Origin of the sequence: Frankia sp. Mgl5 (assembly GCF_023242985.1) — a bacterium.
Classification (GTDB): Bacteria; Actinomycetota; Actinomycetes; order Frankiales; family Frankiaceae; genus Parafrankia; species Parafrankia soli.
Window position 1 is genome coordinate 16,815 of sequence record NZ_JALKFY010000613.1, and the last position, 26,182, is coordinate 42,996.

23 protein-coding genes are annotated in these 26,182 nt (G+C 73.9%); 9 read left to right on the forward strand and 14 right to left on the reverse strand.

What is annotated here, in order from left to right; translation table 11 throughout:
* Nucleotides 1-110: 110 nt before the first annotated feature.
* From MXD62_RS14105 to MXD62_RS14120, 4 genes are read left to right on the forward strand one after another with little or no spacing between them, the layout of a single operon-like run.
* A complete protein-coding gene (locus tag MXD62_RS14105; RefSeq protein ID WP_248829723.1) occupies nt 111-977 on the forward strand; it encodes an AfsR/SARP family transcriptional regulator in 867 nt (288 codons plus the stop codon).
* A gap of 2 nt (nt 978-979) precedes the next feature.
* Complete coding sequence (locus MXD62_RS14110) at nt 980-1,234, forward strand: lasso peptide biosynthesis PqqD family chaperone (protein WP_248829724.1); 255 nt, start codon at nt 980-982, stop codon at nt 1,232-1,234.
* The gene (locus MXD62_RS14115; protein ID WP_248829725.1) at nt 1,231-1,689 is read left to right on the forward strand and encodes a lasso peptide biosynthesis B2 protein; all 459 of its coding nucleotides are present in this window, start codon (nt 1,231-1,233) and stop codon (nt 1,687-1,689) included. Before MXD62_RS14110 ends, MXD62_RS14115 begins: the two co-directional genes overlap by 4 nt.
* Nucleotides 1,686-3,587, forward strand: a complete 1,902-nt coding sequence (locus MXD62_RS14120) for an ABC transporter ATP-binding protein (protein ID WP_248829726.1) — start codon at nt 1,686-1,688, stop codon at nt 3,585-3,587. Before MXD62_RS14115 ends, MXD62_RS14120 begins: the two co-directional genes overlap by 4 nt.
* 8 nt (nt 3,588-3,595) lie before the next feature.
* On the opposite strand, the gene MXD62_RS14125 is transcribed toward MXD62_RS14120, so the two are convergent.
* Nucleotides 3,596-5,230, reverse strand: a complete 1,635-nt coding sequence (locus MXD62_RS14125) for an ABC transporter ATP-binding protein/permease (RefSeq protein WP_248829727.1) — start codon at nt 5,228-5,230, stop codon at nt 3,596-3,598.
* A gap of 324 nt (nt 5,231-5,554) precedes the next feature.
* Between MXD62_RS14125 and MXD62_RS14130 the strand changes: the two genes are divergently transcribed.
* On the forward strand, nt 5,555-6,250 hold the full coding sequence (locus tag MXD62_RS14130) for a DsbA family protein (RefSeq protein ID WP_248829728.1): 696 nt from the start codon (nt 5,555-5,557) through the stop codon (nt 6,248-6,250).
* Here MXD62_RS14130 and nhaA read toward each other — a convergent pair.
* The 11 genes from nhaA to MXD62_RS14185 all read right to left on the reverse strand — a co-directional run bounded on the left by nhaA (nt 6,194) and on the right by MXD62_RS14185 (nt 19,364).
* Entirely contained in the window at nt 6,194-7,591 is a 1,398-nt protein-coding gene (gene nhaA / locus MXD62_RS14135; RefSeq protein ID WP_248829729.1) for a Na+/H+ antiporter NhaA, read from the reverse strand. The two genes, MXD62_RS14130 and nhaA, sit on opposite strands and share 57 nt — an antisense overlap.
* Before the next feature lie 188 nt (nt 7,592-7,779).
* On the reverse strand, nt 7,780-8,550 hold the full coding sequence (locus tag MXD62_RS14140; RefSeq protein WP_248829730.1) for a class I SAM-dependent methyltransferase: 771 nt from the start codon (nt 8,548-8,550) through the stop codon (nt 7,780-7,782).
* Nucleotides 8,551-8,905: 355 nt separating this feature from the next.
* A complete protein-coding gene (locus tag MXD62_RS14145) occupies nt 8,906-9,583 on the reverse strand; it encodes an NADPH-dependent FMN reductase (RefSeq protein ID WP_248829731.1) in 678 nt (225 codons plus the stop codon).
* A gap of 100 nt (nt 9,584-9,683) precedes the next feature.
* Nucleotides 9,684-10,247 carry an FHA domain-containing protein gene (locus MXD62_RS39745; RefSeq protein WP_248829732.1) on the reverse strand — a complete coding sequence of 188 codons (564 nt, stop codon included), beginning with the start codon at nt 10,245-10,247 and terminating at the stop codon, nt 9,684-9,686.
* Between the two features lie 62 nt (nt 10,248-10,309).
* Nucleotides 10,310-11,599 carry a VWA domain-containing protein gene (locus tag MXD62_RS14155; RefSeq protein ID WP_248829733.1) on the reverse strand — a complete coding sequence of 430 codons (1,290 nt, stop codon included), beginning with the start codon at nt 11,597-11,599 and terminating at the stop codon, nt 10,310-10,312.
* A complete protein-coding gene (locus MXD62_RS14160; RefSeq protein WP_248829734.1) occupies nt 11,599-12,720 on the reverse strand; it encodes a protein phosphatase 2C domain-containing protein in 1,122 nt (373 codons plus the stop codon). The genes MXD62_RS14155 and MXD62_RS14160 overlap by 1 nt, the downstream gene beginning before the upstream one ends.
* Nucleotides 12,717-15,008 carry a serine/threonine-protein kinase gene (locus tag MXD62_RS14165; protein ID WP_248829735.1) on the reverse strand — a complete coding sequence of 764 codons (2,292 nt, stop codon included), beginning with the start codon at nt 15,006-15,008 and terminating at the stop codon, nt 12,717-12,719. Before MXD62_RS14165 ends, MXD62_RS14160 begins: the two co-directional genes overlap by 4 nt.
* Complete coding sequence (locus MXD62_RS14170) at nt 15,005-16,438, reverse strand: hypothetical protein (RefSeq protein ID WP_248829736.1); 1,434 nt, start codon at nt 16,436-16,438, stop codon at nt 15,005-15,007. Before MXD62_RS14170 ends, MXD62_RS14165 begins: the two co-directional genes overlap by 4 nt.
* A gap of 5 nt (nt 16,439-16,443) precedes the next feature.
* Complete coding sequence (locus MXD62_RS14175) at nt 16,444-17,403, reverse strand: glutamate ABC transporter substrate-binding protein (RefSeq protein ID WP_248829737.1); 960 nt, start codon at nt 17,401-17,403, stop codon at nt 16,444-16,446.
* Nucleotides 17,404-17,737: 334 nt separating this feature from the next.
* On the reverse strand, nt 17,738-17,971 hold the full coding sequence (locus MXD62_RS14180) for a hypothetical protein (protein WP_248829738.1): 234 nt from the start codon (nt 17,969-17,971) through the stop codon (nt 17,738-17,740).
* Nucleotides 17,958-19,364, reverse strand: a complete 1,407-nt coding sequence (locus MXD62_RS14185) for a hypothetical protein (protein WP_248829739.1) — start codon at nt 19,362-19,364, stop codon at nt 17,958-17,960. Before MXD62_RS14185 ends, MXD62_RS14180 begins: the two co-directional genes overlap by 14 nt.
* A gap of 174 nt (nt 19,365-19,538) precedes the next feature.
* Here MXD62_RS14185 and MXD62_RS14190 point away from each other — a divergent pair, with 174 nt between their 5' ends.
* Nucleotides 19,539-20,564 (forward strand): sigma-70 family RNA polymerase sigma factor, encoded by a 1,026-nt coding sequence (locus tag MXD62_RS14190; protein ID WP_248829740.1) that lies wholly within the window; start codon nt 19,539-19,541, stop codon nt 20,562-20,564.
* 10 nt (nt 20,565-20,574) lie between these two features.
* Here the strand turns inward: MXD62_RS14190 and MXD62_RS14195 are convergent, their stop codons facing one another.
* The gene (locus tag MXD62_RS14195; protein WP_248829741.1) at nt 20,575-20,943 is read right to left on the reverse strand and encodes an STAS domain-containing protein; all 369 of its coding nucleotides are present in this window, start codon (nt 20,941-20,943) and stop codon (nt 20,575-20,577) included.
* 125 nt (nt 20,944-21,068) lie between these two features.
* Nucleotides 21,069-22,004, reverse strand: a complete 936-nt coding sequence (locus MXD62_RS14200) for a sulfotransferase (RefSeq protein ID WP_248829742.1) — start codon at nt 22,002-22,004, stop codon at nt 21,069-21,071.
* Nucleotides 22,005-22,240: 236 nt separating this feature from the next.
* Here MXD62_RS14200 and MXD62_RS14205 point away from each other — a divergent pair, with 236 nt between their 5' ends.
* Genes MXD62_RS14205 through MXD62_RS14215 form a run of 3 tightly spaced genes read left to right on the forward strand, consistent with a single transcriptional unit; the run spans nt 22,241 to nt 26,056 of the window.
* Entirely contained in the window at nt 22,241-23,218 is a 978-nt protein-coding gene (locus tag MXD62_RS14205; RefSeq protein WP_248829743.1) for a hypothetical protein, read from the forward strand.
* Nucleotides 23,219-23,246: 28 nt separating this feature from the next.
* Nucleotides 23,247-25,208, forward strand: a complete 1,962-nt coding sequence (locus MXD62_RS14210) for an amino acid transporter (RefSeq protein WP_248829744.1) — start codon at nt 23,247-23,249, stop codon at nt 25,206-25,208.
* A gap of 32 nt (nt 25,209-25,240) precedes the next feature.
* Nucleotides 25,241-26,056 carry a VIT1/CCC1 transporter family protein gene (locus MXD62_RS14215; protein ID WP_248829745.1) on the forward strand — a complete coding sequence of 272 codons (816 nt, stop codon included), beginning with the start codon at nt 25,241-25,243 and terminating at the stop codon, nt 26,054-26,056.
* The last annotated feature ends 126 nt before the right edge of the window (nt 26,057-26,182 follow it).

Here is a 26,182-nt window from a genome sequence, read left to right on the forward strand (position 1 = left end):
GCTTTATGTGATGGGAAGATTCCCTACCGGGTCGGGACGGAGGTGACATCGACCCCCCGCCGCCCCGGCCGGACCGTCTAAGCCCGCCGCCCGCTGGGGAGGAACGCCTCATGGAACCGCGGCGTCACCTGCCCTTCCGGGTCCTCGGCCCGCTGGAGGTGAACGCGTCCGACGGCCACACCGTGCCGATCGGGCAACCGAAGAAGCGGCGCCTGCTCTCGCTGCTGCTGTTCAGCCGCGGCCGCTGGATGAGCACCGAACGGATCCGCTCGGTGCTGTGGGACGCCGACCCGCCGCCCTCGGCCCTCGGCAACATCAAGACCTACGTCTCCGACCTGCGTCAGATGCTCCCGCCGGGGGAGACGGCCGGACTCGGCCGCATCCAGAGCCGGCCGGGCGGCTACCGGCTCAACGCCGCCGCCACCGAGATCGACGTCTGGATCTTCGAGGACGCGGCGCGCCGCGGCCAGGACGCCCGGTGGGCCGGCGACCGCGACCGGTCCGTCGAGCTGTTCGGCGACGCGCTGGCCGTGTGGCGCGGCGAGCCGTACGACGAGCTTCCCGAGGAGGTCACCCGCGCCGAGTCGGCCCGCCTGCACGAACTGCGCGCGGTGGTGCACGAGGACCTCATCGACGCGCTGCTCGACCGCGGCCAGTACGACCGGGTCCTGCCGATGCTGCGGGCGCTGACCGTCCAGCACCCGTTGCGGGAGCGGCTGTGGGGCCAGTTCCTGGTGGCGGCATGCCGCTCCGGGCACCGCGCCGAGGCGCTCGCCGCCTACCGCACCGCCTACCACCTGCTGTCCCGGGAGCTGGGCGTGGAACCCAGCGGTGAGCTGCGCCGGATCCACGCCCAGGTGCTCGCCGGCGAGCTCGACGCGACCACAGCACCGACCACAGCGCCGGCCGGGGCGAACGGATGGGGCGGCGGCCGCGCGCGCCCGCGCGCCGCCGGCGGACGAGAGGAACGGGTCTGACCGTGTCGACGCAGCTGCGCAAGCACGTGATCCGCACCGAGACCGAGTACGGCGCCGTCCTGCTCGACGAGCGGACCGGCCGTTACTGGACCCTGAACCCCACCGCCGACCTCGCCGTCGGCGTGCTGGCCGGCGGCGGGACGCTCGCGCAGGCCGCGAGCGCGGTGACCGCCGCCTTCGACGTCGACGCCGCGACCGCGCGGTCCGACGTCGAACGGCTGGTCGCGACGCTGCGCTCGGCCGGGCTGGCCCGGTGACCCGCCGGCCCCGGCGTGGCGGGGCCCAGCGAGGCGGGGCCTGGTGGCGGTGGCTGCGCCGGGACGCGCTCGCCCTGCTGGCCGTCACGCTCGCCCGCGTGCTGATCAGGCTGCCGCCGGGACGGCTGCGTCGGGTGATGGAGCTGCTGGCCGCCGGGACGCGGCCGGCCGGGTACCGGCAGACCCTGGCGGCGATGGAGGCGGTCACGGCGGTCAGCCGGACCTGCCGCGGCCAGTCCGGGTGCCTGCCGCGCGCGGTCGCCACCGCGCTGGTCTGCCGCGTCTCGGGGAGGTGGCCAACATGGCGGACAGGAGTACGGGCCATGGGCTCGTTCGCGGCGCACGCCTGGGTGGAGGCCGACGGCCTGATGGTCGGCGAGTCCGTCCCGCCGGACACCTACCGGCCGATGATCACGGTCCGGTCGCGGCCGCGACCGGCCGCCCGGGCGAGGTGACCACGCCCCCGCGGCCGTGGCCGCCGACCGGCGGTCCGCCGCCCGGGCCATCGGGGCCGTCGGGTGGCCCGCCGCCCGGGTTGTCCGGGCCGCCGGGCCTGACGCCGCCCGGTGCCGGGCCGCCGGGGCCCCGCCCGGGTTTCGCTGACCTGTGGCGGCTGCTGCGCGGGCACGGCCGGCTGATCACGTTCGCGACCACCCTCACCGCGTTCGGCACGGTGATCGGCCTGGCGCAGCCCCTGCTGGTGCGCGCGGTCATCGACGCGGCGCGGGCCGGCGGGGTGCCGGTCCTGCTGATCGTCGTGCTCGTCGCGGTCTTCCTCGTCGAGGCGGCCGTCGACACCTGGGGGCACTACCTGCTGGAGTGCACCGGGCAGCGGGTGCTGCTGGGTCTGCGGCGCAGGCTGATCGGTCACCTGCTGCGGCTCCGTATCCGCGTGTTCGACGCCGAGCGCATCGGTGACCTCCTCTCCCGCTCGAACGCGGACACCACGGTGGTCCGGGACGCCGTGGCCTACAGCCTGACCACGTTCGTCACCAGCGTGATCGGGGTGCTCGCCGCGATCGGTCTGATGATCTGGCTCAGCCCGGTGCTGTTCGGGCTGGTGCTGATCGCGGTGGTCGCGGCCGGCGCGATCGTGCTGACGGCACTGGCCCGGGTGCGGGCCGTCTCGGAGCAGGGGCAGGCGAGCATCGGGCGGATGACCGCCGACCTGGAACGGGCGCTGACCGCGATCCGCACCGTGCGCGCCAGCAACGCCGAGGAGCGGGAGACCGAGCGCATCGGCGGGCACGCCGACGACGCCTACCGCGCCGGGCTGCGCATGGCCCGGCTCAGCGCGGTGATCGCCCCTGCCACCCAGCTCGCGGTGCAGGGCTCCGTCCTGGTGGTCCTGCTCGCCGGCGGTGTCCTGGTCGCCCGCGGCACGACGTCCCTGGGTGACCTGGTCGCCTTCCTGCTGTACGCGACCTACCTGGTGATGCCGCTGTCGCAGCTCATCGAGTCCGCGCAGACCATCCAGCGCGGCCTGGGCGCGCTGACACGCGTGAACGTCGTGTTCACGATGCCGCCGGAGGAGGAACCGGCACCGGCCGGGCCCGTGACGCGGGTGAGGACCCTGGCGTCGGTGGAGGACGGGGCGTCGGTGGGGGACGGGGCGGCCGCGACGCCGGCGCTGGAGTTCCGCGGCGTCTGGTTCTCCTACGTTGAGCGGCCCGTCCTGCGGGGACTGTCGTTCACCGTGCCGGCGCGGGGCCAGGTCGCGCTGGTCGGGCCGTCCGGGGCCGGCAAGTCGACGGTGCTGGGCCTGATCGAGCGGTTCTACGAGCCGGACGCGGGGGAGATCCTCGTCCACGGCGTGCCGCTGGGCTGCTCCGAACGGGCCCAGACCCGGCGGCAGGTCAACCTCGTGGAGCAGGACGCCCCGGTGCTCAGCGGCTCGCTGCGCGACAACCTCGCCTACGCCTGCCCGGACGCCACCGATGCCGAGATCGCCGAGGTTGTCGACATCGCCCGGCTCACCACGGTCGTCCGCCGCCTGCCCGCCGGCCTCGACACCGACGTCGGGGACCACGGGGTGCTGCTCTCCGGCGGGGAGCGCCAGCGCGTCGCCGTGGCCCGCGCGCTGCTGGCCCGGCCCACCCTGCTGCTGCTCGACGAGCCGACGTCCCAGATGGACGCGGTCAACGAGCACGCGCTGACCCGGGTGATGGCGGACATCGCCGCCCGCCGGGCGCTGCTGGTCATCGCGCACCGCATCTCGACGGTCCGGGCGTCGGATCTGATCGTCGTGCTCGACGAGGGCAGCGTGGTCGCCACCGGCCGGCACGAGGAGCTGCTGCGCACCTCACCGGACTACGCCCGCCTCGCCGCCGTCGGCCTGGACCGCACGGCCTGACGGGCGGGTCACGGGCCCTGCCGGCGCAGCGTCGCCGCGGCCAGGGCCAGGGCGACCAGCGTGCACGCGGCGATGACGAGGGCATCCCGGACGACCAGCGCCGGCACCCCGGGGGAGGCGCCGATCCGGGTCAGCGCGTCCACGACGTAGGTCATCGGGAGCAGGAAGCTCACCGTGGCGAGGACGGGATGCAGCTGGCTTTGCGCCACGAGGATGCCGCACAGCAGGAACTGGGGGAGCAGGACCGGCGGCAGGAACTGCACCGCCTGGAACTCGGAGTTCGCGAAGGCACTGGTGAGCAGGCCGAGCGCGGTGCCGAACAGGGCGGCGAGCACGGCGAGCAGGCCGAGCACCGGCAGCGGCCCGGCGACGTGCAGGTCCAGCAGGACGACGGCCGTCGTGGTCGTGACGACGGCCTGCGCGACGGCGAGCAGCCCGAACGCGATGCCGTACCCGGCGAGCAGGTCGCCGCGGCCGATCGGCGTGGTCATCAGGCGCTCCAGCGTCCCGGACCGCCGTTCCCGCAGCATGGCGACCGAGGTTAGAAAAAACATCGTCATCAGCGGAAAGACGCCGAGCAGGCCCGTCCCGGCCCGGTCGAAGGCGGTCGGGCTGCTCGCGAAGATGGCCTGCAGCAGCACCAGCAGCGCGGGTGGGAGGACGAGGACGAGGACGACGGTGCGCCGGTCGCGGCGCATCTGGCGGATCACCCGCAGCGCGGTACTGCTGGTGCGCGCGAGGTTCAGCGGCTGGCGCGTGTTCCCGTCACAGGCCTCCGGCGTGCCGCGGGTTCGGGGCACCTCGAGGGCCGAGGGCGCGTCGCTCGCCCGGGAAGCGCCGACGAGCCGGGGGCTGTCCCGCGGGGGAGGCGCGTCGCCGCGTACCGGGGAGTCGGCGCAGGCCGGCGCGGACGACTCCACCAGGCACAGGAACGCGTGGTCGAGGTCGCCGGCCCCGGTCAGGGCGAGCAGGTCGGCGGGCTTCTCGTCCGCGATCAGCCGGCCCTCGCGCAGCAGCAGGAGGCGGTCGCAGCGGGCCGCCTCGTCCATCACGTGTGAGCTGACGAGCAGGGTCAGGCCACGGTCGGCCATCCGGTGGAACTCGTCCCACAGCTCGCGGCGCAGCACCGGGTCGAGGCCGACGGTCGGCTCGTCCAGGACGAGCAGCTCGTGCCCGCCGATGATCGCGGCGGCCAGCGACACCCGGGAGCGCTGGCCGCCGGAGAGCTGGCCGACCGGGATGCGGCCCTCGGTCGCCAGGCCGACCCCGACGGCGGCGCGCTCGGCCCGGCGGATGATCTCGGCTGGGCCGGGGACCCGGTCCGCGGAGAGCGCCGCGAAATAACGCAGGTTCTCGTCGACGGTGAGATCGTCGTAGACGGAGGCGGTCTGGGTGGCGTAGCCAACCCGCCGCCGGAGCTCGATCTCGCACGCGTCGAGGCCGAGTACCCGCAGCTCTCCGCTCACTCCGCGCTGGATGCCGACGACCGCCCGCAGCAGCGTGGTTTTTCCGCATCCGCTCGGGCCGATGACTCCGGTGACCGATCCGCGGGGGACCTCGAACGACAGGCCGTGCACGATTTCCTGCCCGCCGTGGCCAGCATGGCCGCCCCAGCTCGTCCCACGTCGTATGTGGAGGTCCACCGCCCGGACCGCCAGATCGTCGTCGGCCTTTGGAACACGTCGTTCCGACGTTCTCGGCTCGGCCACGGGCGTCAGCCTAACGGCATCGCGAGGCCGCCGTCGCTCGCTACAATGACCGTATGGGTGAGGTTGGCAAGAATGCTGTGATTGGCAGGAATGCCGTGGTTGGCGGGAATGCTGTGATTCGCGAAGGAGTGCCGGATTCATGAAGGGTTGCCAACTGAAGAAGGCGTGGAAGTTCCTGAGTTAATGGTAGCCGAAGAAGATACGGGAGTTCGCGTGGATGTGTCCGCTCGGGCGGGTGGTGCGTTTCGCGAGAATTCGGTGAATGGCACGGGGTCCGATGGGGATCCGGGTGCGACCGGTGTCTGCGACGTGCCGTCGGGGCCGGGTGTCGGCCCACGGGCCGACGCCCGCAAGGCGCACGGGCGAGCTGGGAAGCAGAGCCGGTGCGTCTCGACCGATCCCGGGCGCCACTCCCGGGGCGAGCCGGGCGCGCCGGTGGTGATCGTCGAGTACGGCGACTTCGAGTGCCCCTACTGCGCCCGCGCGGCCGCCATCCTGCACGAGCTGGTCGACTCCTCTGACGGCCAGGTCCGGCAGGTGTTCCGGCACTTCCCGGTCTTCGACATCCATCCCTACGCACTCACCGCCGCGCTGGCGGCCGAGGTCGCCGGGGCGCACGGCCGGTTCTGGGAGATGCACGACCTGCTGTTCACGAACCAGGACAAGCTGGCCGACAAGTACCTCATGGCCTTCGCCCGGTCCCTGGGGATCGAGACCGACCTCGTCGTCGGCGACCCGGCCCAGCCCTACGGCGACGCCGTCGAGGCCGACTACGCCGGCGGCGCCGAGCTGCGGGTGCAGGGCACCCCGACGATCTTCATCGACGGGGTGCGGTACCGCGGCCGGCTCGAGCTCGGGCCGCTGCGGACGGCCGTCGCCCGCACGGGTTCCGGCCGGTCAGCGGATGACCGGGATGACGGCCGGCGTCGGCGAGTGCCATGGGCGCGGCGGTAGTGCCGGGATCGCCTCGTCGGAGCCCGGCGAGCACAACGACCAGCGTTCCCCGACATAGCGCAGCACGAGCGTGCCCAGTACCGCGGCGGCGAAGGAGCCGACCAGAATCCCGATCTTGGCCTGCTCGGCGAGGGCCTCGTCGGTGAACGCCAGCTCGGTGACGAACAGCGAGATGGTGAACCCGATTCCGGCGAGGACGGCCGCGCCCACCAGGTGGCCGTAGCGGACACCGCCGGGCAGCGCGCCGAGCCCGGTGCGCATGGCGACCAGCGAGGTCGCCGTGATCCCGATCCCGTTGCCGACCAGGAGCGCGACCGCGACCCCGATCGTGACCGGGGAGGTGGACGCGTCCGCGAGGGTGTGGCTGTCGAGGTGCACGCCCGCGTTGGCCAGGCCGAAGATCGGCACGATCAGGTACGCGCTGAGCGGGTGCAGGGTGTACTGCAGCCGTTCGCTGGTGGAGACGGTGGACTTGGCCGCGGAGACGGCCAGTGCGGCCCGAGAGGCCGTGGAGTCCTCCCGTAGCGCCCGGACGTAGATCGGCACCTCGTCGATCTGCTCGCGGCGCGGCGGCGCGGATGGCAGGACCAGCCCGATGATCACACCGGCGAGCGTCCCGTGCACCCCCGACGAGTAGATCGCCACCCAGAGAACGAGCGCGGCCACCACGTACGGCGGCAGCCGCCAGACACCCATCCAGCGCATGACCCCGATCACGACCAGGACGGCGGCCGCGGCGCCGAGCCAGACCGCGTCCACCTGGTCGGTGTAGAAGATCGCCACGACGGAGATCGCGCCGATGTCGTCGACGATGGCGAGCGTCAGCAGGAACAGCCGCAACCGGTCGGGGCAGCGCGGCCCGAACAGGGCGAGAATGCCGACGACGAAGGCGGTGTCGGTCGACATCGGGATGCCCCAGCCGTCTGCGGCGGGCCCGGAGGAGTTGAACAGGAAGTAGATCAGCGCCGGCAGTGTGAGACCGCCGACCGCGGCGAGCGCGGGCACGGCGACCGTCCGGCGGTCACGCAGCTCCCCGGTGGTGAACTCGCGGTTGATCTCCAGCCCGACGACCGCGAAGAAGATCGCCATCGCGCCGTCGTTGACCCAGTGGTGCAGGGTCATCGACAGCGCCGCGTCCCCCACCCCGAGGGTGGCGGTGGTCTCCCAGAGGTCGTGGTAACTGTCCGCGACAGGGCTGTTCGCCCAGATCAGCGCCGCCGCCGCGGCGATGACGAGCAGGACGGCGCCACCCGCCTCCGTCGCGAGGAACTCGCGGACGGACGGCGCGACCTGGGGCAGCCGGACCCGTAGCTCTGGTCCCGGCCTGGTCGGAACGGTCATGCGGTCGGGATTTCCGGGCTCGGCATCTCAGCGCTCGGGATCTCTGGGCTCGGGCTCATCGTGTGCGTAGATCCTCCTCGAGAGGACATCGTGCGTGCCCCCGCACGTCATCCTCGGGCCTGGCGCCGGCCGCGGCCGGGGCGTCCGGACCGGGTGACCTGTTCGTGGGCCGCCCCGGGACCCGGAGGTCAGACCCGGCGGACCTTCCAGATGCACTCCGAGGGCCACCGGCGCGCCCACGCCTCCTCGGCGCTGTCGCGGTGGGTGGCGTCCGTGCCGGTCTCGGGCCTCGGCTCGACGAGGTCCTCGACGACGAACCCGCTCTCGCGGAACAGCCTGATCCAGGCCCCGTACGGCAGGTTCGCGCTGACCAGGCCGTCGGTGTCGGAGATGAGGCGCAGGCCGAAGTAGTCACCGACGAGCCGGTCGCCGGCCGCCTCGGCGCCGTCCGGGATGCTGATCTCGTAGATCGGGCTCACATGACCGAAGGCGAGCAGGCCGCCGGGGCGCAGGATCCGGGCCGCCTCGGGGATCGCCCGGTAGGGATCGGCGAACGAGAAGGCGCCGTGATCGGCGAAGACGATGTCGAACGACCCGGCCGCGAACGGCACCTCCTCCGCGCTGGCCTGCACGAGCGGGAATTCGAGCCCGGTCTCGCGCTGGAGCCGGCGGCTGTGGTGCAGCTGGCGCTCGGAGAGGTCGAGCCCCACCGGATGCGCGCCGCGGCGGGCGAGCGCGGTCGACCACTGGCTCCCGCCGCAGCCCATCTCCAGCACGTCGAGTCCGACGACGTGGCCGAGGACATTCAGCCGCGACTCGGGGATGCCCCACACCCCCCAGGTGATGTCGCCGGTGAACGCCTGCCCGCGAATCTGGGGGGCGTTGAACCGCTGGTAGTCGTCGGAGATCTCGTTCCACCGGGTGCGATTGTTCCGCACGTGGGTGTCGTCGCCGATCATCCGTTCGTCCGCTCCTCGTTGAACGTCGCCGCCATTGCACGTCGTGGCCACCACGCGCCGTGGCGCGATGGTGGTCGGGCGCGGGGATGCCGTGGTGGGCGCCGGTGCCGGGTTCCCGCGTCATAGCCCTGACGTGGGCGTCTGCCGCGCACGCGGCAGACGCGGCATCCGCCGGGCCCCGTGACTGTACGAGACGCGACAGAAGGGGTACGCGGGGGGTGCGGCGGGCGAACCGCGCAGATCGGCTCCCGGGGCCGGGCCGTGGGAGGGCGACCCCGTCCGGCGGACGCGGTCACCGGATCCCGGGGGCCCGGTAACCCAGTCGGCCCGGTCGTCGGGTAACCCGGTAACCCGGTCAGCGCTGGTACGGGTGGGTGCGCCGCTTGTCGCGCAGGGCGGACCCCCACCAGCAGAGCTGGTCCAGCAGCGCTGTCGCCGCGCCGTTCACCGGGCCGGGGTCGAGCGGCTCGCCGTCGGCACCGAACCGGCTCCAGGCGTTGTGGAAGCTGACCGTGTCGCGGATCGTGACCGCGTGCAGCTCGGCGAAGACGACCCGCAACGCCTCGACGGCGCGTAGCCCGCCGGACATCCCGCCGTAGGAGACGAACGCGACGGGCTTGGCGTGCCACTGCCGGCCGAGTGCGTCGACGGCGGTCTTGAGCGGTCCGGGGAAGCTGTGGTTGTACTCCGGGGTGACGATCACGACCGCGTCGGCGGCGGCGATGCGGTCCGCGAAGGACTCCCAGGTCATCGGGTCGACCTCGGCGGTGTCGACAACGGCGGTGTCCACGCCGCCGATCCCGCCGATCCCGGCGAGGTCGACGACGTCCACGGTGACGTCGGGGCGCTGCCCGGCCCGGCGGGCGAACCACCCGGCCACGACCGGGCCGAACCGGGCGGCGCGGACGCTCGCGAGCACGACCGCGACCCGCAGCGGTGTGATGTCCGGCGTGTGCTCGGCGGCACCCGGTGGTGTGTCCGCGGGCCCGGCTTCAGTCGCCGCGCGCTGGTTGGAGATCGTCAGATCGCTCATGACGGCCAGACTAAAAGTTAAACCTGACTTTAGGCCAAGGTATGGGTACGGGACGTGGCAGGGCCTGGACGGTCGGTGGAGTCCGGGGATGGACGGGCGTTCAGCGTGGTCTGACGGTCACCCGGGTCCAGGCACCGACGAAGACGTGGTCGCCCTCGCGCACGAGCGCCGAGTCGCCCACACCCACCCTGGCCAGGTGGGCCGCGTCCGGGCCGAGCCAGGTCCCGTTCGCCGAGCGGAGGTCGGTCACCGTGACCGTCCCGTCGGCGTGCCGTTCGAGCAGTGCGTGTGAGCGGGACACACCGGGATCCCTGGGAGGCAGCGAGAGATCGAGTTCTGGTGCCTGGCCGCGGGAGCGGCTGCGCCGTCCGATGACTGCCCGTGGAGTCGCCATCCGGATGATCCGGCCGGCCCGGTCGGTGGGGAAGACCGCGCCGTCGTTCTCCCCGCGGTCGAAGTAGGCGCGGTCGGGAGCGATCTCGACCGCCCATGCGGCGCCTGCCGATCCGGTGCCCGCCGAACCGTTGGACGTCCACCCGTCGGTCGCCTCCGGAGCGGCGCGCGTCGCCGCGCGGCCCAGCGGGACCACGCCGACCGCCCGGGGTCCCGCCCCGGTGACGGCGTTGTGACCGCACGCGCGGCAGACGGGCTCGGTCACCGGCACGGGGAACCCGCACCCGGCGCACGCGGCGTCCGCGCTGACCTGGCCCGGGGGGTGCGGCGAGCTCACCGCCGGGCGGGCACGGTGACGGTCGAGCCCGCGTCCAGGTCCATCTCGTCGAGGGTGTCGACCTGGGGACGCAGCCGTACCGCTCCGGTGGCCGCGTCGTCGATGTCGACGACCTTCGCCAGCCGTCCGAGGGTGGCGCCGTCGTCGGCGGCGGCCGCGATCCGCGCGGCCCGCCCGAGCAGGGTGACCGCGCTGACCTCGTCCCCGTCGCGGCGTGCCGCGAGCCCGTCCTGCACGGCGCGCGCCAGCTCCGTCTGGCCGGTGTAGTGCGCGACGACCTCGTCGATGCGGGTCGACAGCTCGTCATCCTCGGACCACGCGGCGAGCACCGCAGTCCGGGAGAGCTCGTCCTCGCCGGCGATCACGCTGACGCGGGCGGCGAGCCGTTCGTTCCCCACCGGCGCCGGCGGGACGTCGACGCACAGGTGGTACTCCCGTGTCCCGGTGGCCCAGGCGCCCGTCGGATGGTCGCGGGTGAGCGGATTGACCTCGACGGCCCGCGCGGTGAGGTCCTCGAGCTCGGGCGACACCTGGCGCAGGAACCGGATCGTCGCCCCCTTGGGCGTCCACACCCGCAGGCCGACCCGGTCGATCCCGCGGGCCTGCGCCCGCTCGATCAGCGAGCGGAAGTCCTCCGCCATCTCCGCCGGCTCGCGCAGCAGGGCGACGCCGCCCAGCAGGGTGGAGGCGACGCGGCGCAGCTCCGCCACCTTCCAGTCGGCACCGACGCCGCGGCAGTCGCACTGGAACCGGCCCTCGCACGCGGCCAGTGCGGCGGCGAAGACGGCCTCGCTCTCGCCGTTCTGGCCGTCGGTCAGCAGGATCGCGTGGTGGATGGCGTCCGGGCGGGTGGCCATCAGGTCGCGGGCGAGCAGCAGCCACCGGCCCATGGCGGTGCCGCCGTGGGGCCGCAGCCGTTTCACCGCGGCCTTCGCGGCCTCGCGGGTCCGCGGCGACGCCTCGACGAGCTCCTGGCGCGTCGGGTACACCATTTCGGCCTGCCCGGTGCCCGCCACCACGGCGAACGCGACACCGTCGCGCAGCGTGTCGATGGCGGCCTGGGCCGCTCGGCGGGCTTCGATGATTTTCGAGTGGGGGTAGTCCATCGACCCCGAGCAGTCCAGCAGGATGACCTCGGCGGCGCCCGCCGTGGCGGCGGTCCCGGCCGTCCCGGCGGGGGTACCAGGGCGGACGTCGTGCGCGGTGACGGTGATGACGGCGTGCACCTCGCCCGACCCCTCGGGCAGGTACTTGTTCTGGCTGACCTCGAGACTGAAGTCCACCATCAGGTTCTCCCTGGAATGTCGATGACGATCGCGGTCACGTTGTCGGAGCCGCCCCCGCGCAGTGCCACCTCGACCAGGTGCCGCGCGACGTCGATCGCCGGCGCGCCGGGCCCGAGCGCGTCGACGTGGCCGGCGAGCGTCTCCGCCGCGGAGGCGTAGTTCCACAGGCCGTCGCTGCACAGCACGACCCGTCCCGCGCTCGGCAGCGCGACGGCGCGGATCCGGGGAATGGCGGAGGCGCTCCCGACTCCCAGCCAGCGCGTGATCGTATGGGCGTCGCGTCCGCGTTCGGCCAGCTCAGGGGCCAGCCGGCCGGCCCGCACGGCCTCGGCGGCGACGGTGTCGTCCTCGGTGAGCCGGCGTGCGCCGGAGCTGTCGACCAGGTACGCGCGGCTGTCGCCGAGCCATCCGACGACCAGCGTCGCGTCCACGACGACGGTGCCCACGAACGTGCACGCGGGGGAGAGGCCGAGCCCGACCGCCCCCGCGACGGCCGCGTTCTGCGCGGCCCGCGCGGCGTCACGCAGGGCGGCCGCCATCTCGCCGGCCGTGTCCCGCTCCGCTTCGGGTGTCGCCGCCCCGCCTGCCCGCCCGCCACCGAGACAGGCCTGCCGCGGTGCGAGGCCGGGTCCCGGCCCGCCCGCCGGCACCGGAACGGCCCGGGACCGCCAGGCCTCGACCCGGTCGGTCAGCAGAGCCGTCGCGGCAGCGGCCGCGGCCGCGGCAGCCGGACCGGAGCCCCGCGCACTCGACACCCCGTCGCAGACGACGCCGACCGCGCCGAGGCCGACCGCGCCGACGCTGCTGTCGGCGGCCAACGCCACGCCCATTCCGTCCTCGTTCGAGTGGTGGACGAGGCCGCGGTCGGACACGCCGGCGGCGGCGCCGAGGTCGGTCTCGTACCGGTCGGCGTCGGCGACGAGCACGGCGTGCGTGGCGGCGGCGGTACGCGACGAGGGGCCGGTCCCGGAGGTGGCCGTCGCGGTCAGGGCCGCGCCGCACCGCTCGCAGTACCGGTCCCCGGCGAGCGGCGTCGCGGCGCACCGCGGGCAGGCGGGCGGCGTCGTGACCGGGGCCCGCTCCTCGGGGCGGGGCAGCGGCCCCGTCGGGCGCCCGCTCACCGCCGCGTCCTCGGGCGCACGGCGTTCGCGAGATCCACCAGGTCGTAGCGCTCCTGCGCGCTCCGCGCCAGGGTGGCCAGCTCCCGGTAGGCGCGCTCCAGCCCGAAGCGCAGGTCGTCCTCGCGTAGGCGGATGCCGGCGACCTCGACGTCCGGGTCGGGTGGCGTGTCTCCCGCGAGGAGCAGGTCCAACGCGCAGCGCAGCAGGTCCCGGGTGAGTGCCACCCGGCGCCGCCGGTCGACGTCCAGGCCAGCGAGGATGCCCGACGCGGCGACCAGGTCGGCGGGCCGCGGCACACCGGCCGCCGTCCTGGTCCCGAGGACGAGCGCGGTCCGGATCCGGGCCTCCTGATACGCCGCCGACGAGGGCGGAACCCGCTCGTAGGCGGCGACCGCGCCGGCGCGGTCCTTCGCCGCGACCCGCACCCGGGCGAGGCCGAACGCGGCGCTGGTGAATCCGTCGTCCGTCCGCGAGACCAGGTCGAACAGCGTGGCGGCCCGGGCCTGGTCGCCGGCCGCCTCGGCCGTGACGGCCAGCGCCAGCTTGGGCGCGAGCTCCCCGGGCACCTGCGCGTACACGTCGGTGAACGCCGCGGACGCCGCGGCGGTGTCGCCGTCGCCGGCACCGCCGCCGAGCGCGAGCAGCCCCCGGTACCAGCGGACCCGCCACTCGAACGGATCCTCGGCCTCGACCTCGTCGAGCACGGCCGCGGCGGCGGCGGTGTCCCCGGTCTCGAGGTGGGCGCGGGCCAGCCGGAGCCGGACCTCGACCGTCGCCGGGCTGATGGCCGCCAGCAGCGTGGCGAGCTGCGCGGGCGAACTGTCGGGCAGCGCCGCGAGGGTGCCCGCGGCCGGATCCTCCGGGTCGACGCGCAGCCGCGGCAGGCTCGCCCACCGCGGCCTGACGACCGACCCGTCGGCGTCCTCCCCGGTCAGGTGGACGTCCCCGGTGAACCGCCGGCTCGGCGCGGGCACGGGTGCGCCCCGTTCCGCGGCGAGGATCTCGCGCAGCACGCCGAGCAGCTCGTCGCGCATCTCGTCGGCGGAGACGAACCTGTCCTCGGGCAGCCAGGCCGTGGCCCGGCGCAGGAACAGGTCGAGCGACTCGTGGCGCGTCAGGACCTCGTGCGCCGACGCCGGCGGGAGACTGTGGACGTAGGTGGTCGTGTTCCCGCGGAAGTTCAGGATCAGCGTGGCCAGCGTCCGCCCGACCGTGTACAGGTCGGAGGCGACGGTGGGCGTCTCGGTCTCGACCTCCGGGGCCGAGTAGCCGCGGGTCCGGTAGGACGCGCCGCTCTCGTCGTCGAGCCGGCGGACCGCCCCCAGGTCGATCAGCCGCAGGCTCTCGCGGCCGAGCATGACGTTGTCCGGCTTGAAGTCGCAGAACACCAGGCCGTTGCGGTGCAGGTAGGCGAACGCCGGCAGCACGGCCAGGATGTAGGCGATCGCCTGGGTGACCGGCAGTGGGTCGGGGCGCCCCCCCTCCGCCCGGCGCTGCCGCAGGACCTCGCGCAGCGACGTCCCGCCGACGTACTCCATGACGATGTAGCCGGTACCCGCGTGCCTGACGAACGTGTGGATGCGCACGATCGCCGGGTCGTCCACCGCGGCGAGGAAGCGGCGCTCGGCGATCGCGGCGGCCTGGGCGTCCGGGTCACCCCTGTCGAGTAGGCCCTTGAGCACGACCCAGAAGTTGTCCGCGACCTCACGGTTGCGGGCGAGGTAGACCCAGCCCTGCCCGCCGTGCGCCAGCGCGCCCGCGATCTCGTAGGAGCCCACCCGGTCACCGGCGCGCAGCGCCGGGACGAACGAGAACTGGTGCCCGCACGCGACACAGAAGCCCTCGACGGCAGCCGGCCGGCCGTCGCGGGCCCGCCCGACCTCGGCCCCGCAGGCCGAGCACACCCGCCGGTGCTCCGGAACACACGGGTCGGTGAGCAGCAGCGACTCCGGATCGGGGGTCGGCATGTCCGGGACGTCGACGAGCCCCTCCCCGAGCCGGCTCTGGGGACGACGGGCCCGGCCCGGGCGGCGACGCCGGCGCGGTGTCCCGCCCGCCGTCAAACTCCACGACGCGGACCCGCCAGCCGACCCGCTCCCGCCCGACCCGCCCGTGCCGGACCCACCCGTGCCGGACCCGCTCGTGCCAGGCCCGGTCGGGTCGGGATGGGGCGGTGGCCCCGGGTCAGGCTCGGGCGGCCGGTACGCCAGCCCGGTCACGTTGCAGTACCCGTCCTCGATGATTCCGTCGCAGTCGGGTTCCGGGCAGGCGATGCCGTCGACCGTCACCAGCGTTCCTCCGTCCACGCGGCATGGCCGCCCCCGTCACCAACCTGCCGCGCCGCCGACACCCCCGCCACCTCGCCCGGCGCGGACACTGAAGCTGCCACCGGCGCGGACGCCGGTGCCGGTGCCGGTGGCGGTGCCGGTGGCGGTGCCGGTGGCGATGGCGGGGGCGGGATGCTCAGCAGGGCGTCGCCAAATGCCGTGACCAGGGCTTGTGCCGCATCCAGATCAACCGGGACGGTGCGCAGCGCGGTCGCGGCGCGTTCGTACAGCTCGCCGATATGAGGCGACTCGAGCTGGCCGAGCCGGCCGGCCTTCGCGCGCAGCGCGCCCAGCAGGCCGCGCAGCTCGTCCCGACGGCGCAGCGGCGCCGAGTTCGTCGTGACGGTCTCCTCCGCCGCGGCGAGCGTCTCCCGCGCCACCCGGTGCCAGGCGCCCAGGCCGTGGGCGACCAGCCGCCACTCACCTGCCGCACCGGCCGTCACCAGCCGGTCCAACCATGGCCGCAGCCCGCTGCGTGGGCCGTCGAACCATCCGTCACCCAGCCGCACCAGGCCGGTCGCCTCACCGGTGAGGCGCTCCACCACGGTGCGGGCGGCGCGTTCACCCTCCTGCGCGACCGACACGATCCGGTGCAGCATGTCCTCGGCCGCGGCGAGCTCCGCGTCCAGCCCGTCGAAGGTCCGGCGCAGGGCGGCGGCCAGCTCGCCCACCTGGGCCGCCGCGGCGACGGCAGGCTCGAGGTCGTCCGGTGTGGTCTCCAGTGGGTTGGCGGTCACCGCCGCGGCGGCGGTCTCCATCGCCGCGCGGGCGGCGACGAGCTCGGGCAGGTCGGGTATCGCGAGCCGTGCGCAGACGGCGCCGGTCTCGGCGAGCCCGCGCGCGGCGTCGACGAGAACCCGGTGATGCGCGGCCCGGGCCGCCGTCACCGCCGCCAACTCGGCACGGACCGCCTCGGCGATCTCCCGGGTGCCGGCGAGAAGGCGCCCGGCCGCGCCGGCCGGCAGGTCGCCGGCCGCACTCCGCGGGAGCCTGTCGGTCGCACCGGCCGGCAGCTGTCCAGGGGCAGATCCCAGCTCCCTGGGCAGCGGCGCGGGTAACTCCCCGGGCGGCGGTGTGGGCGGATGCGACGGCGGCTCGCGCAGGAACGCGTCGACCCGCGCCGCCTGCCGGGCGCCGATCCGAGAATCCGGCAGGCCGCGCAAAGCCTCGGCCCGGCCGAGCACCTCGCTGACGGCGCGATGGCGGTCCCACAGCCATCCCAGCCCGGCCCGGGCCACCGCGGCGCGGGCGGCGGTCCGCCCGCGCAGCCGCGTGACGTCGCCGAGCACCTGTTCCGCGGTTGCGTCGAGCTCGAGCAGGCTCGCAGACAGCGCCGCCGTCTCCGACCGGAGAACGGCCAGCGCGTCGTCCACATCGTGTCGCAGGGCCATCCGGATCAGTCCCGGTATACGGGCGACGGTGGCGGGGGCGGCTGGCCCCCGTCCAGCCATCGTCGGTGGATCGCCGCCCAGGCTCCGTCGCGGTCCGCCCGCTCCAGCACGCCGTTCACGAACCGGGTGAGATCCGGCGCGCCTTTGGCGATGGCGATGCCCACGGCCACGTCGAAGGCGCCGAGGCCGACGATGCGGGTCTCCGGATCCTGCTTGACCATCCCGACCAGGATGGCCTCGTCGTTGACGATCGCCTCGACCGTTCCCGCCTGCATCGCCACCAGGCAGTCTGCCGGGCTGGCAAGCTGAACGGGGATCGGCCGCGATGGCGCGTCGACGACCTGCTGCAGCGAGGTGGTGCCGGCCGCCGCGCACACCCGCCGGCCGCCAAGGTCCGCGAGGCCCTGGTAGGGCGCGTCCTCTGCTACCAGAACGGCTTTGGCCGTCAGGTAGTAGGGCGCGGAGAAGTCGACCTCGGCCGCCCGGTCGCAGGTGATCGTCGTCGTGGCGGCGACCAGGTCGAGAGTGCCGTCGCGGACGAGAGCGACCCGCTCGGCGCCGGTCACCGCCCGGAACCGGACATGGCCGTCCGCGCCGAACAGTGCCCGGCCCACCAGCAGGGCCAGGTCGACCTCGAATCCCTCGAACTCGCCGGTGTCCGGGTTGCGTGACCCGAACGGCGGCGTGTCGGTACGGACCCCGACCGTGAGGTAGCCGCGGTTGACGATCTCGCGCAGGGTGGGGCTGTCCGGCTGACCAGGCGGGGGAAGCACGGCCGGCGGGCGCAGGCTCGCGGTGCGGTCGCCGCACCCCGGGGACGTGGTGGAGCGCGCCGGCAGCGGCGACTGCGGGGTGACGGCGGCCGGCAGGGGGTCGCCCGCCGCCGGCAGCGCGCTCGTCACGGTGCCGCAGGCCGCGGTGGTGCCGAGCAGCGGTACGGCGGCGAAGATCATCGCTCTGAACATGGTTCTCGGCGTGATCCTCGATGTGATCCGCCGGCTTCGGTGGCCTGGCCCGCGTCCGACCCTCCGCATGATCGCTGATGCTAGATCGTCGGTACTCCTCCGATCGTGACTTGTCGTGTTCTCGTCACCCGTTTCATTTCCGGCACACAACGCCCCACCCCACCCCGAAACCCCACAACCCCAGCCACTCCCGCCTACCTCATCCACCCCCGCCAGCCATCCCCGTCCCTCTCCCCGCCGGGGTAGCCGGGCCCGAAACGATGCGTGGCGCTTGGGAGAGTCCATGGACTCACTGACCCGCCACGGTCGTGTTGGGGTGGCTTTTTACTGGGTGTCAGGTTTGCGAGACCCTGCCCGGACCGTAACGGGGCAGGTGGGCGGGGTTAGTCGCAGTAGGTGGGGGTGGGTGGGGAGAGTCCGGGGAGCAGGTGTGGGCGAGGCGGTTCCAGCTTCCGTCGGCGATCGCCTGGGCGAGGACGCCGTTGACGAAGCGGGTCAGATCCGGGTGGTTCAGGCTCACGCGGCGGATGATCACCGGTGTTGCCGAGATGCCGTCAACGGTAGTCATTGATCCTCGACTGCACCCCGGCCAGCGTGAGGAGCATCGCCAGCCCGAGCGCCGTGCCGGTACCGGCGGCGACACCGTCGTAGGCGCCCGCGGCGGAGCTCAGCCCGGCGGCGAAACGCTCGCGGCTCGCGGTGAACGCCGTCTCTGCGTCGCCGTCGAAGCGGGTGAACGTCGAGGTTCCCTCGTCGAGGGCCACCCGCACGGCCTCCTGGAAGCCGCCGACGTCGCGGACCAGGTCCCGGACCCGGACGGCGGTGTCCTGGTAGCGCTCCCAGTCGGGTACGAGCACGTCCCGTCCCGGCGCGTCCGGGCCGTCCAGCGCCGCGGCGGTGGCGAGCGTCCCCGTACCGGCCGGGCGGCCCGCCGGGTCGTAGCCGAGGCGCTCGGTCACCCGGCGCGCGTCGGCGTCGAGGTCGTCGCCGTTGCCGCGGGCGATCAGGGAGAGGCTCTCGTCGCCCCAGGCCCGTAGCGCCAGCACCCGCACCTGGGCGACGACCGTCATCGGCCGGAAGGCGTCGTTCCTGCTGTCGACCAGGCGGGCCCGGGAGACACCGAAAGCCAGCAGGGTGAGACCCGTCGCGATCACGACCAGTACCGTCGCGGCGACCAGGCGCAGATTGAACATCCGGTGCGTCCGCCGGAACAGGCGGATCTGCAGGGCGACCAGGGCCGCCAGCGCCGCCGCGCCGGCCACGCCGACGAGGACCGGCTGGTACCAGCGCGTCGCCCGGGCGTACCCGTGATCGATGTCCAGTGCGTCCTCGGCGGCCAGCCGGTCGACCGCTGGGAGGATCCTGGTCTGCATGAGTTCGGAGGCCTGACGAAGGTACGCGCCGCCGACGACATTTCCGATCCGGTTGTTCGCGCGCGCCCGTTCGATCAGGCCGGTGTACACCGGCAGCTGGGCCGCCAGGACGCTCAGCGGCTCGCGCGGCCCGCCGGCGAGCGCCAGGTCGACGATGCGCCCGCTCGCCGAGGCGATGCTCTCCTGGTAGGCCGTCCGCTGGGCCGGCGGCTCCACGCCGCCGGCCAGAAACGCGCGGGCCACGGTCGCGTCGGCCACCGAGAGCTCGGCGTGCAGCTGTTGCGCCGCCACGAACGACGCACCGGAGTCGCGGGCGAGGGCGTCCACGGCGTGCTGGCGGGAGAGCGTGGACAGCAGGCAGACGGACAGCGTCACCATCAGGACACCTACGAGCCCGGCGGACAGCAGGCGCAGGAATCCGGGTGGAGTCCGGCTCCGTCGCCGGATCGTTCCCGCCGCCGCGGCGACGGAGGCCGTGGCAACGGAGGCCGTGGCGCCCGAAACCGTGGAGACAGCAGCCGCCGAGCCGGACGCGGGAGCCGGGTTACCGGCGGCCGGTGCCGCGGACGGCGTTCCCACCGTGCTCATGTCTGATGATCTTAATTCTGCTGTGGCGCAGGGAAAGACCCGCGCGCTGTCGGGTGCGCGTCATGGCCGCGGCGGTTTTGTCGGAGGTGCTGGCTAGCCTTGGTTCTGGGCGTCGGTGACCCGCGGCGGCCGATCGGGGCGGTGAATCAGGAGGGCGAATCGAGGTGACCTCTGATGGGTGACGTTCCTCCCGGCGGCAGAACCGGCGGGGCTGCTCTGGCCGGGGCGGAGGCGGGTGTCGAGAACCTTCTCGAGCCGTACCGCCGTGAGCTGACCGGCTATTGCTACCGAATGCTCGGCTCGCCGTTCGAGGCGGAGGACGCCGTGCAGGACACGATGATCCGCGCCTGGCGCGGAATCGACCGGTTCGAAGGCCGGGCCGCGCTGCGGTCGTGGCTGTACCGCATCGCGACGAACGTGTGCCTGTCGATGCTCGGCGCCAGTCAGCGGCGGGCACGGCCGATGGACCTCGCCGGCCCGTCGACAGCCGACTCCCCGCTGCCCGCGCCGCTGCCGGAGACGGCCTGGATCGTGCCCGCGCCGGACGGCCAAGTCTACTCCAGCGCCGCCGACGCGGCCGACCCCGCCGATCTCGCCGCCCGTCGCGAGACGATCAGGCTCGCGTTCGTCGTCGCGCTGCAGCACCTGCCGGCCCGCCAGCGGGCGGTGCTCATCCTGCGCGAGGTGTTCGGCTGGTCGGCCGCCGAGGTCGCCGACCTGCTGGAGACCTCCGTCGCCTCGGTCAACAGCGCCCTGCAGCGGGCGCGCGCCACGATCGCCGCGACGGAGATCTCCGACGCCGACCCGCTGCGCCCCGCCGACGCCGAGCAGCGGGAGCTGCTCGCCCGCTATGTCGACGCGTTCGAGCGGTACGACCTCGAGTCCCTCGCGGCGCTGCTGCACGAGGACGTCACGATGTCGATGCCGCCGCTGGGCCTGTGGCTGCGGGGCCACGCCGACGTCCGGGCATGGATGCTCGGTACGGGCCAGGGCTGCCGGGGCTCGCGGCTGCTGCCGACCGTGGCCAACGGCCACCCGGCCTTCGGGCAGTACCGGCCCAGCGCCACGGGTTCCGGGCACGACCCGTGGGGCCTGGTCGTCCTGGAGATCTCGGCCGGGCGGGTCGCCGGCATCAACACGTTCCTGGACGTCGAACGCCTCTTCCCGCTGTTCGGCCTGCCGGCCCGGTTGCCTGGCTAGCGCTGCCCGGTCAACGCCGGCCGGGCACGTCCTGTGCCTGCTGCGTCGAGGTCGGCGCGGCGGCGGGAGTGAGGAGTCCGACGAGCGGGGCGAGGCCGGTGAGAGCCAGCAGCTCCCAGACCCGTGGTGGTGCGTGCACCTGGACGAGCCGGTGGTGCCTTCGCGCGACGAGCACGAGCCTGGCGATCGCCTCGACGACGACGGCGTCCGGCCGGCCCACCGGGGTCGTGTCGAGGATGACGGCGGCTTCCGCGTCGGCGCGCAGGAGCTCGTCGAGCCGCGCGCACAGCTTGGGAACGGCCTCCCGCCGGAGCCCGGGAGGGAAGGGCAGCACAACCGTGGCAGCGGCGCCTGGCGGCGGTGACCCGTCATCGGGCATGATCGGCCTCCCGTCCGTGGGTGCGCGCACCGTGGCCCACCCACCGACACAGACCGATCGGTCACCCCGAACTCATCGCCTCCGCCACCGGCCGCGCCGCCGTCACCGGTCTCGGCCTGCCCGGATCAGTCGATGACGTCCGGTTCGAGGCCCACGGTGAGCCAGTCGGCGTAGGACTGACCGGTGACCTGCTCGAGCAGCGCGATGTCCGTGGTGAAGTAGGGCAGGACGGCGGCGCGCTGTGCCGGTGTCATCGTCGGCCTCCCGCCCCGTTGCCGCTGCAGGGCCGTCAGCAGCGGCCCGCGTGGCACGGCGCGCACCGGGGCCGGGAAATGGTGCCCGATCCGCCCGCCGGTGCGAAGGACGGCGCGCAGCACCGCGTTCGCCGCCGTGTCGGCGACGAACGGCGTCACGTTCTGGGACGGGACGGCGTCGAGCAGCCCGGTCTGCACACCCAGGAACTCGCACACCCGGTCGAGCGTCGGCACCGGCGAGTCCCGCAGGTCGCGGTAGCGCAGCACCAGCACCTGCTCCCGGGCGAACAGGCCGAACAGGTGCTCGAGCTGCCGGCCGTAGAGCCCCTGACTGACGTAGTGCCAGAAGTGCGCCCAGCCGGCGTCGCGGCGGTGCTCCTCCAGGGCGCATGCCCGCACGAAGTCACGTTCGGACTCCAGACCGGCGGCCCACAGATGCGTCCAGTTCGAGTGGGCCCGGTCGACCGGGTTGCGCAGCAGGACGACGAGCCGGGCCTTCGGGATCAGCCGGCGGATGCGGTTCTGCGCATCAAGATCGTAAAGGTAGAACGGCGTCGCCTCGCCGCGGAGGGCGCCGTCGGGCGCGGGGTCGAACAGTGCCTCGTAGTCCGCCCGGCGCCAGACGTGCTCCTGGTAGGTCTGCGCGTCCCCGGGGCCGCCGCGCGCGGGCGGCGGGCCTTCCGAGAGGAAGAACTTCGGTTCCTTGACCCGGGAGAGGAACAGCTCGGGGTGGCGGCTGAGCGCGGCGTGCAACGCCGTGGTGCCGGCTTTGGGAACCCCGATCACGAGGAAGTCGGGCAGGGACATCGACGACTGCTCCAGGGGCCGGCGCGGCTGATGTGGGATCGGAACAGACTAAGTTACTTTCCCGATTGAAAAAAGTGAAAAGGATCGCGCCGGGCACCCCCGTGGGTGTTCCGTGGCAGGCCGGCGTTCTGACCGACGCTACGGTCGAGGCCCTGGTAAGAGCCCGGATCAACTGCGGCGAGTGACCGGCCGTGTCGGTTGCCGGGTTTGTTCATCAGCTAAGTAGGATTCCGCCCGTGGTGACGTACGAGGTCGAGCGGACAGCCGTGAACGTGCCCCTGCCTACGCCGGACAACGCGGTGACGGTGGTGCCGCCCCCGGGCGAGGGTCCGGGCTTCTGGGCCGGGGCGCCGAGCGCCGTGCTCGTCGACGGCACGTTCTACCTCGCCTACCGGCTGCGCCGCCCGGTCGGGCACGGCCGCGGGTACGCGGTGGTGATCGCCCGTTCCGACGACGGTGAGCGGTTCACCCCGATCCACACGATTCACCGGGATGCCTTCCCCGCGGAGTCGCTGGAGCGGCCGGCCCTGGTGCCCACCCCGTGGGGGAGCTGGCGGCTCTACGTGAGCTGCGCAACGCCGGACAGTCCGCACTGGTGGGTCGACGTGCTCGAGGCGGACGCGCCGGACGCCTTCGACCCCGCCACCCGGCGCACCGTGCTCCCCGGCGACCGGTTGACCGCGGTCAAGGACCCGGTAGTCGTCTGGCATGACGGCCTGTGGCATCTGTGGGCCTCCTGCCATCCGCTGGACGACCCGGCGGCCACCGACCGCATGGACAGCCGGCACGCGACCAGCCCGGACGGGCTGACCTGGACGTGGCAGGGCACGGCGCTCGCGCCCCGGCCCGGTGCGTGGGACGCCCGCGGGGTCCGGATCTCGGCCGTCCTGCTCGGCGACGCCGGTGGCGACGGCGACGGCGACGGGGGCGGGGGCGGTCTCGACGGCGCGGGCGCCCGGCTGGACGCCGTCGCCTACTACGACGGCCGGGCCAGCGCGACGGAGAACTGGTCGGAGCGCACCGGCATCGCCGTCGGTGGGCTCGACGGGTTCGCGGCGGTCGGCGACACTCCGATCGCGGTCTCACCGTACGGCGGCGCGCTGCGGTACGTCAGCGTGGTGCCGCTGCCCGATGGCGGCCACCGGCTTTACTACGAGCAGGCCCGTCCCGACGGTTCGCACGAGCTGCGCACCGACCTGCACCCCCCGCGCTGATCCGGCCCCGGCCCACCAGGGCGGCGGGGTGACACCGTGGCGGGAGGGCCTGCGCGGCTGGCTGCTCGCCGGGACGGAGCAGGCCCGCCGCCATCCCGGTCCGCACGCGCAGCCCGAACCGCACCATCCCCGCCACCACTGGTGGCGGGTCATGTGCCTGACCGGCGTCGACTACTTCTCCACGCTGGGCTACCAGCCGGGCATCGCCATCCTCGCGGCCGGCGCGGTGAGCCCGATCGCCACGGCGGTGCTCGTCGCCGTGACACTGTTCGGGGCGCTGCCGGTCTACCGGCGGGTCGCCGGCGAGAGCCCGCGTGGTGAGGGCTCGATCGCGATCCTGGAGAAGCAGCTCTCCTGGTGGAAGGGCAAGCTGCTGGTCCTGGTGCTCCTCGGCTTCGCCTGCACCGACTTCCTGATCACGATCACCCTCTCGGCCGCGGACGCCACCGCGCACATCCTGGAGAACCCGTACGCGCCGGACCTGCTCGCCGGCCACGAGGTCGCCGTCACGCTGGTGCTCCTGGCCCTGCTCGCGGCCGTGTTCCTGCGCGGGTTCACCGAGGCGGTGGGGATCGCCGTCATCCTGGTCGTGGTGTACCTGGCCCTGAACGTGGTCGTCATCGTGGTGTCGCTGTACAAGGTCGCCACCCATCCCTCCCTGCTCGACGACTGGCACGCGCTGCTGGTGGCCGAGCATCCCGACGCGTTCGCGCTGGTGGGCGTGGCCCTGATCGTCTTCCCGAAGCTCGCGCTGGGACTCTCCGGCTTCGAGACCGGTGTGGCGGTGATGCCGCTGATCCGCGGCGGCCCCGACAGCCCCGACAGCCCCGCCGACACCGCCGACACCGACGCGAACCCCGCCGGCCGGATCCGCGGCGCGCGGCGGCTGCTCACCACGGCGGCGCTGATCATGGCCGTGCTGCTGCTCACCAGCAGTCTCGCGACAACGGTTCTCATCCCCGAGCAGCTCGCGGAGCCCGGCGGCCCGGCGAACGGGCGGGCGCTGGCGTACCTGGCGCACCAGGAGCTGGGCAGCGCCTTCGGCACCGCGTATGACGTCAGCACGATCGCGATCCTGTGGTTCGCCGGCGCCTCGGCGCTGGCCGGCCTGCTCAACCTCGTGCCCCGCTACCTCCCCAGGTACGGGATGGCACCGCACTGGGCCCAGGCGGTGCGCCCGCTGGTCCTGGTCTTCACCGCCATCGGCTTCGCGGTCACGATCATTTTCCGGGCGAGCGTGGACAAGCAGGGCGGCGCCTACGCCACCGGGGTGCTCGTCCTGATCACCTCGGCATCGGTCGCTGTCACGATCTCCGCCGCGCGCCGCGGGCGGCGGCGGGCGGCCTTCGGGTTCGGCGCCATCACCGCCGTGTTCGTCTACACGACCGTCGCGAACGTCATCGAGCGGCCGGACGGGCTCATCATCGGTTCGATCTTCATCCTGTCAATCCTGGTGATCTCCTTCCTCTCCCGGGCCGTGCGGTCCTTCGAGCTGCGGGTCACCGGTGTGCGCCTCGACGAGACGGCCACCCGGTGGGTCACCGAGGCGGCCCGTTCCGGGGCGCTGCACCTGGTCGCCAACGAGTTCGACACCGGCGACGCCGCCGAGTACGCCGACAAGGCCAGCAAGGCACACGAGGTGCTGCACGTCCCGCGCGCGGCCCGCCTGCTGTTCCTCGAGGTGGTCGTCCCGGACTCGTCGGAGTTCGAGGGGCGGCTCGACGTCTGCGGACGGGAGCGGCACGGGTACCGGATCCTGCAGCTGACCAGCAACTCCGTCCCGAACGCGATCGCGGCCCTGCTCCTGCACCTGCGCGACCTCACCGGGACCAGGCCGAACGTGTACTTCGAGTGGTCCGAGGGCAACCCGCTGCAGAATCTGGCGCGCTTCGTGTTCTTCGGAGTCGGCGAGGTCGCCTCGACGACCCGGGAGATCCTCCGCGAGGCGGAGCCCGACCCGCAGCGCCGCCCGTTCGTCCACGTGGCCTGAGCGGCTCCGGCGAGGGGGTGTGGCGCTCGCCCATGGCGCCGGCCCGAGGACGGTCGACCGCCGTAGCCTCGTCCCTCGTGAGACGAGGCGGCAACGGCGACCGAGTAGTGGAACACGATCGGCCTGCGGGCGGGCGGTCGGCGAGGGCACGGACAGGGGAGGCGCATCCCTCGAAGCACTCGGTGGGCGCGGGGTGGCTGCGTCCCGCGGTGTTCGGGGCGATGGACGGTCTGGTCAGTAACGTCGCGCTGATCAGCGGGTTCGCGGGCGGGGCCGCCGGGCGGCCGGCGGTCGTGCTGGCCGGGCTCGCGGGCCTGGCCTCCGGGGCGTTCTCGATGGCGACCGGGGAGTACACCTCCGTCCGCTCGCAGAGCGAGGCGATGCGGGCACAGATCGAGGTCGAACGGCGGGAGCTGGCGCTGTATCCGCAGGCCGAGCACGCCGAGCTGGTCGGGTTCTTCCGCGATCAGGGGGTCGACGCGCCGACCGCCGAGTCGGTGGCCCGCCAGCTGGCGCACAGCCCGGACACGGCGCTGCGCGTGCATGCCCGTAACGAGCTCGGCCTGGATGTGGACGATCTGCCGTCCCCGCTCGGCGCGGCCGGTGCGTCGTTCGGTGCGTTCGCCCTCGGCGCGCTGGTGCCGGTGGCGCCCTACCTGGCCGGGTTCGCCTCGTTCGCGATCGCGGCCGTGCTCGCCGGGCTGGGGCTGTTCGCCCTCGGGGCCGCGGTCAGCCGCTTCACCGAGCGCTCGGCGTTCTACAGCGGCGCCCGCCAGCTCCTGCTGGGCCTGGTCGCGGCTGCCGCCACCTACGGCATCGGCGTCCTGGTCAACGCCTTCATCGCCTGACGCCTCGCTGTCACACCTGACTTCGAGGCCGGCCGCGGCGGCTCCCGCCGCGGGGGGCGGGCGGGGGGGGGGGCCACGCCCCCCCCCCCCCCCCCCCGCGGGGGGGGGGGGGGCCCCCCGCCCCCG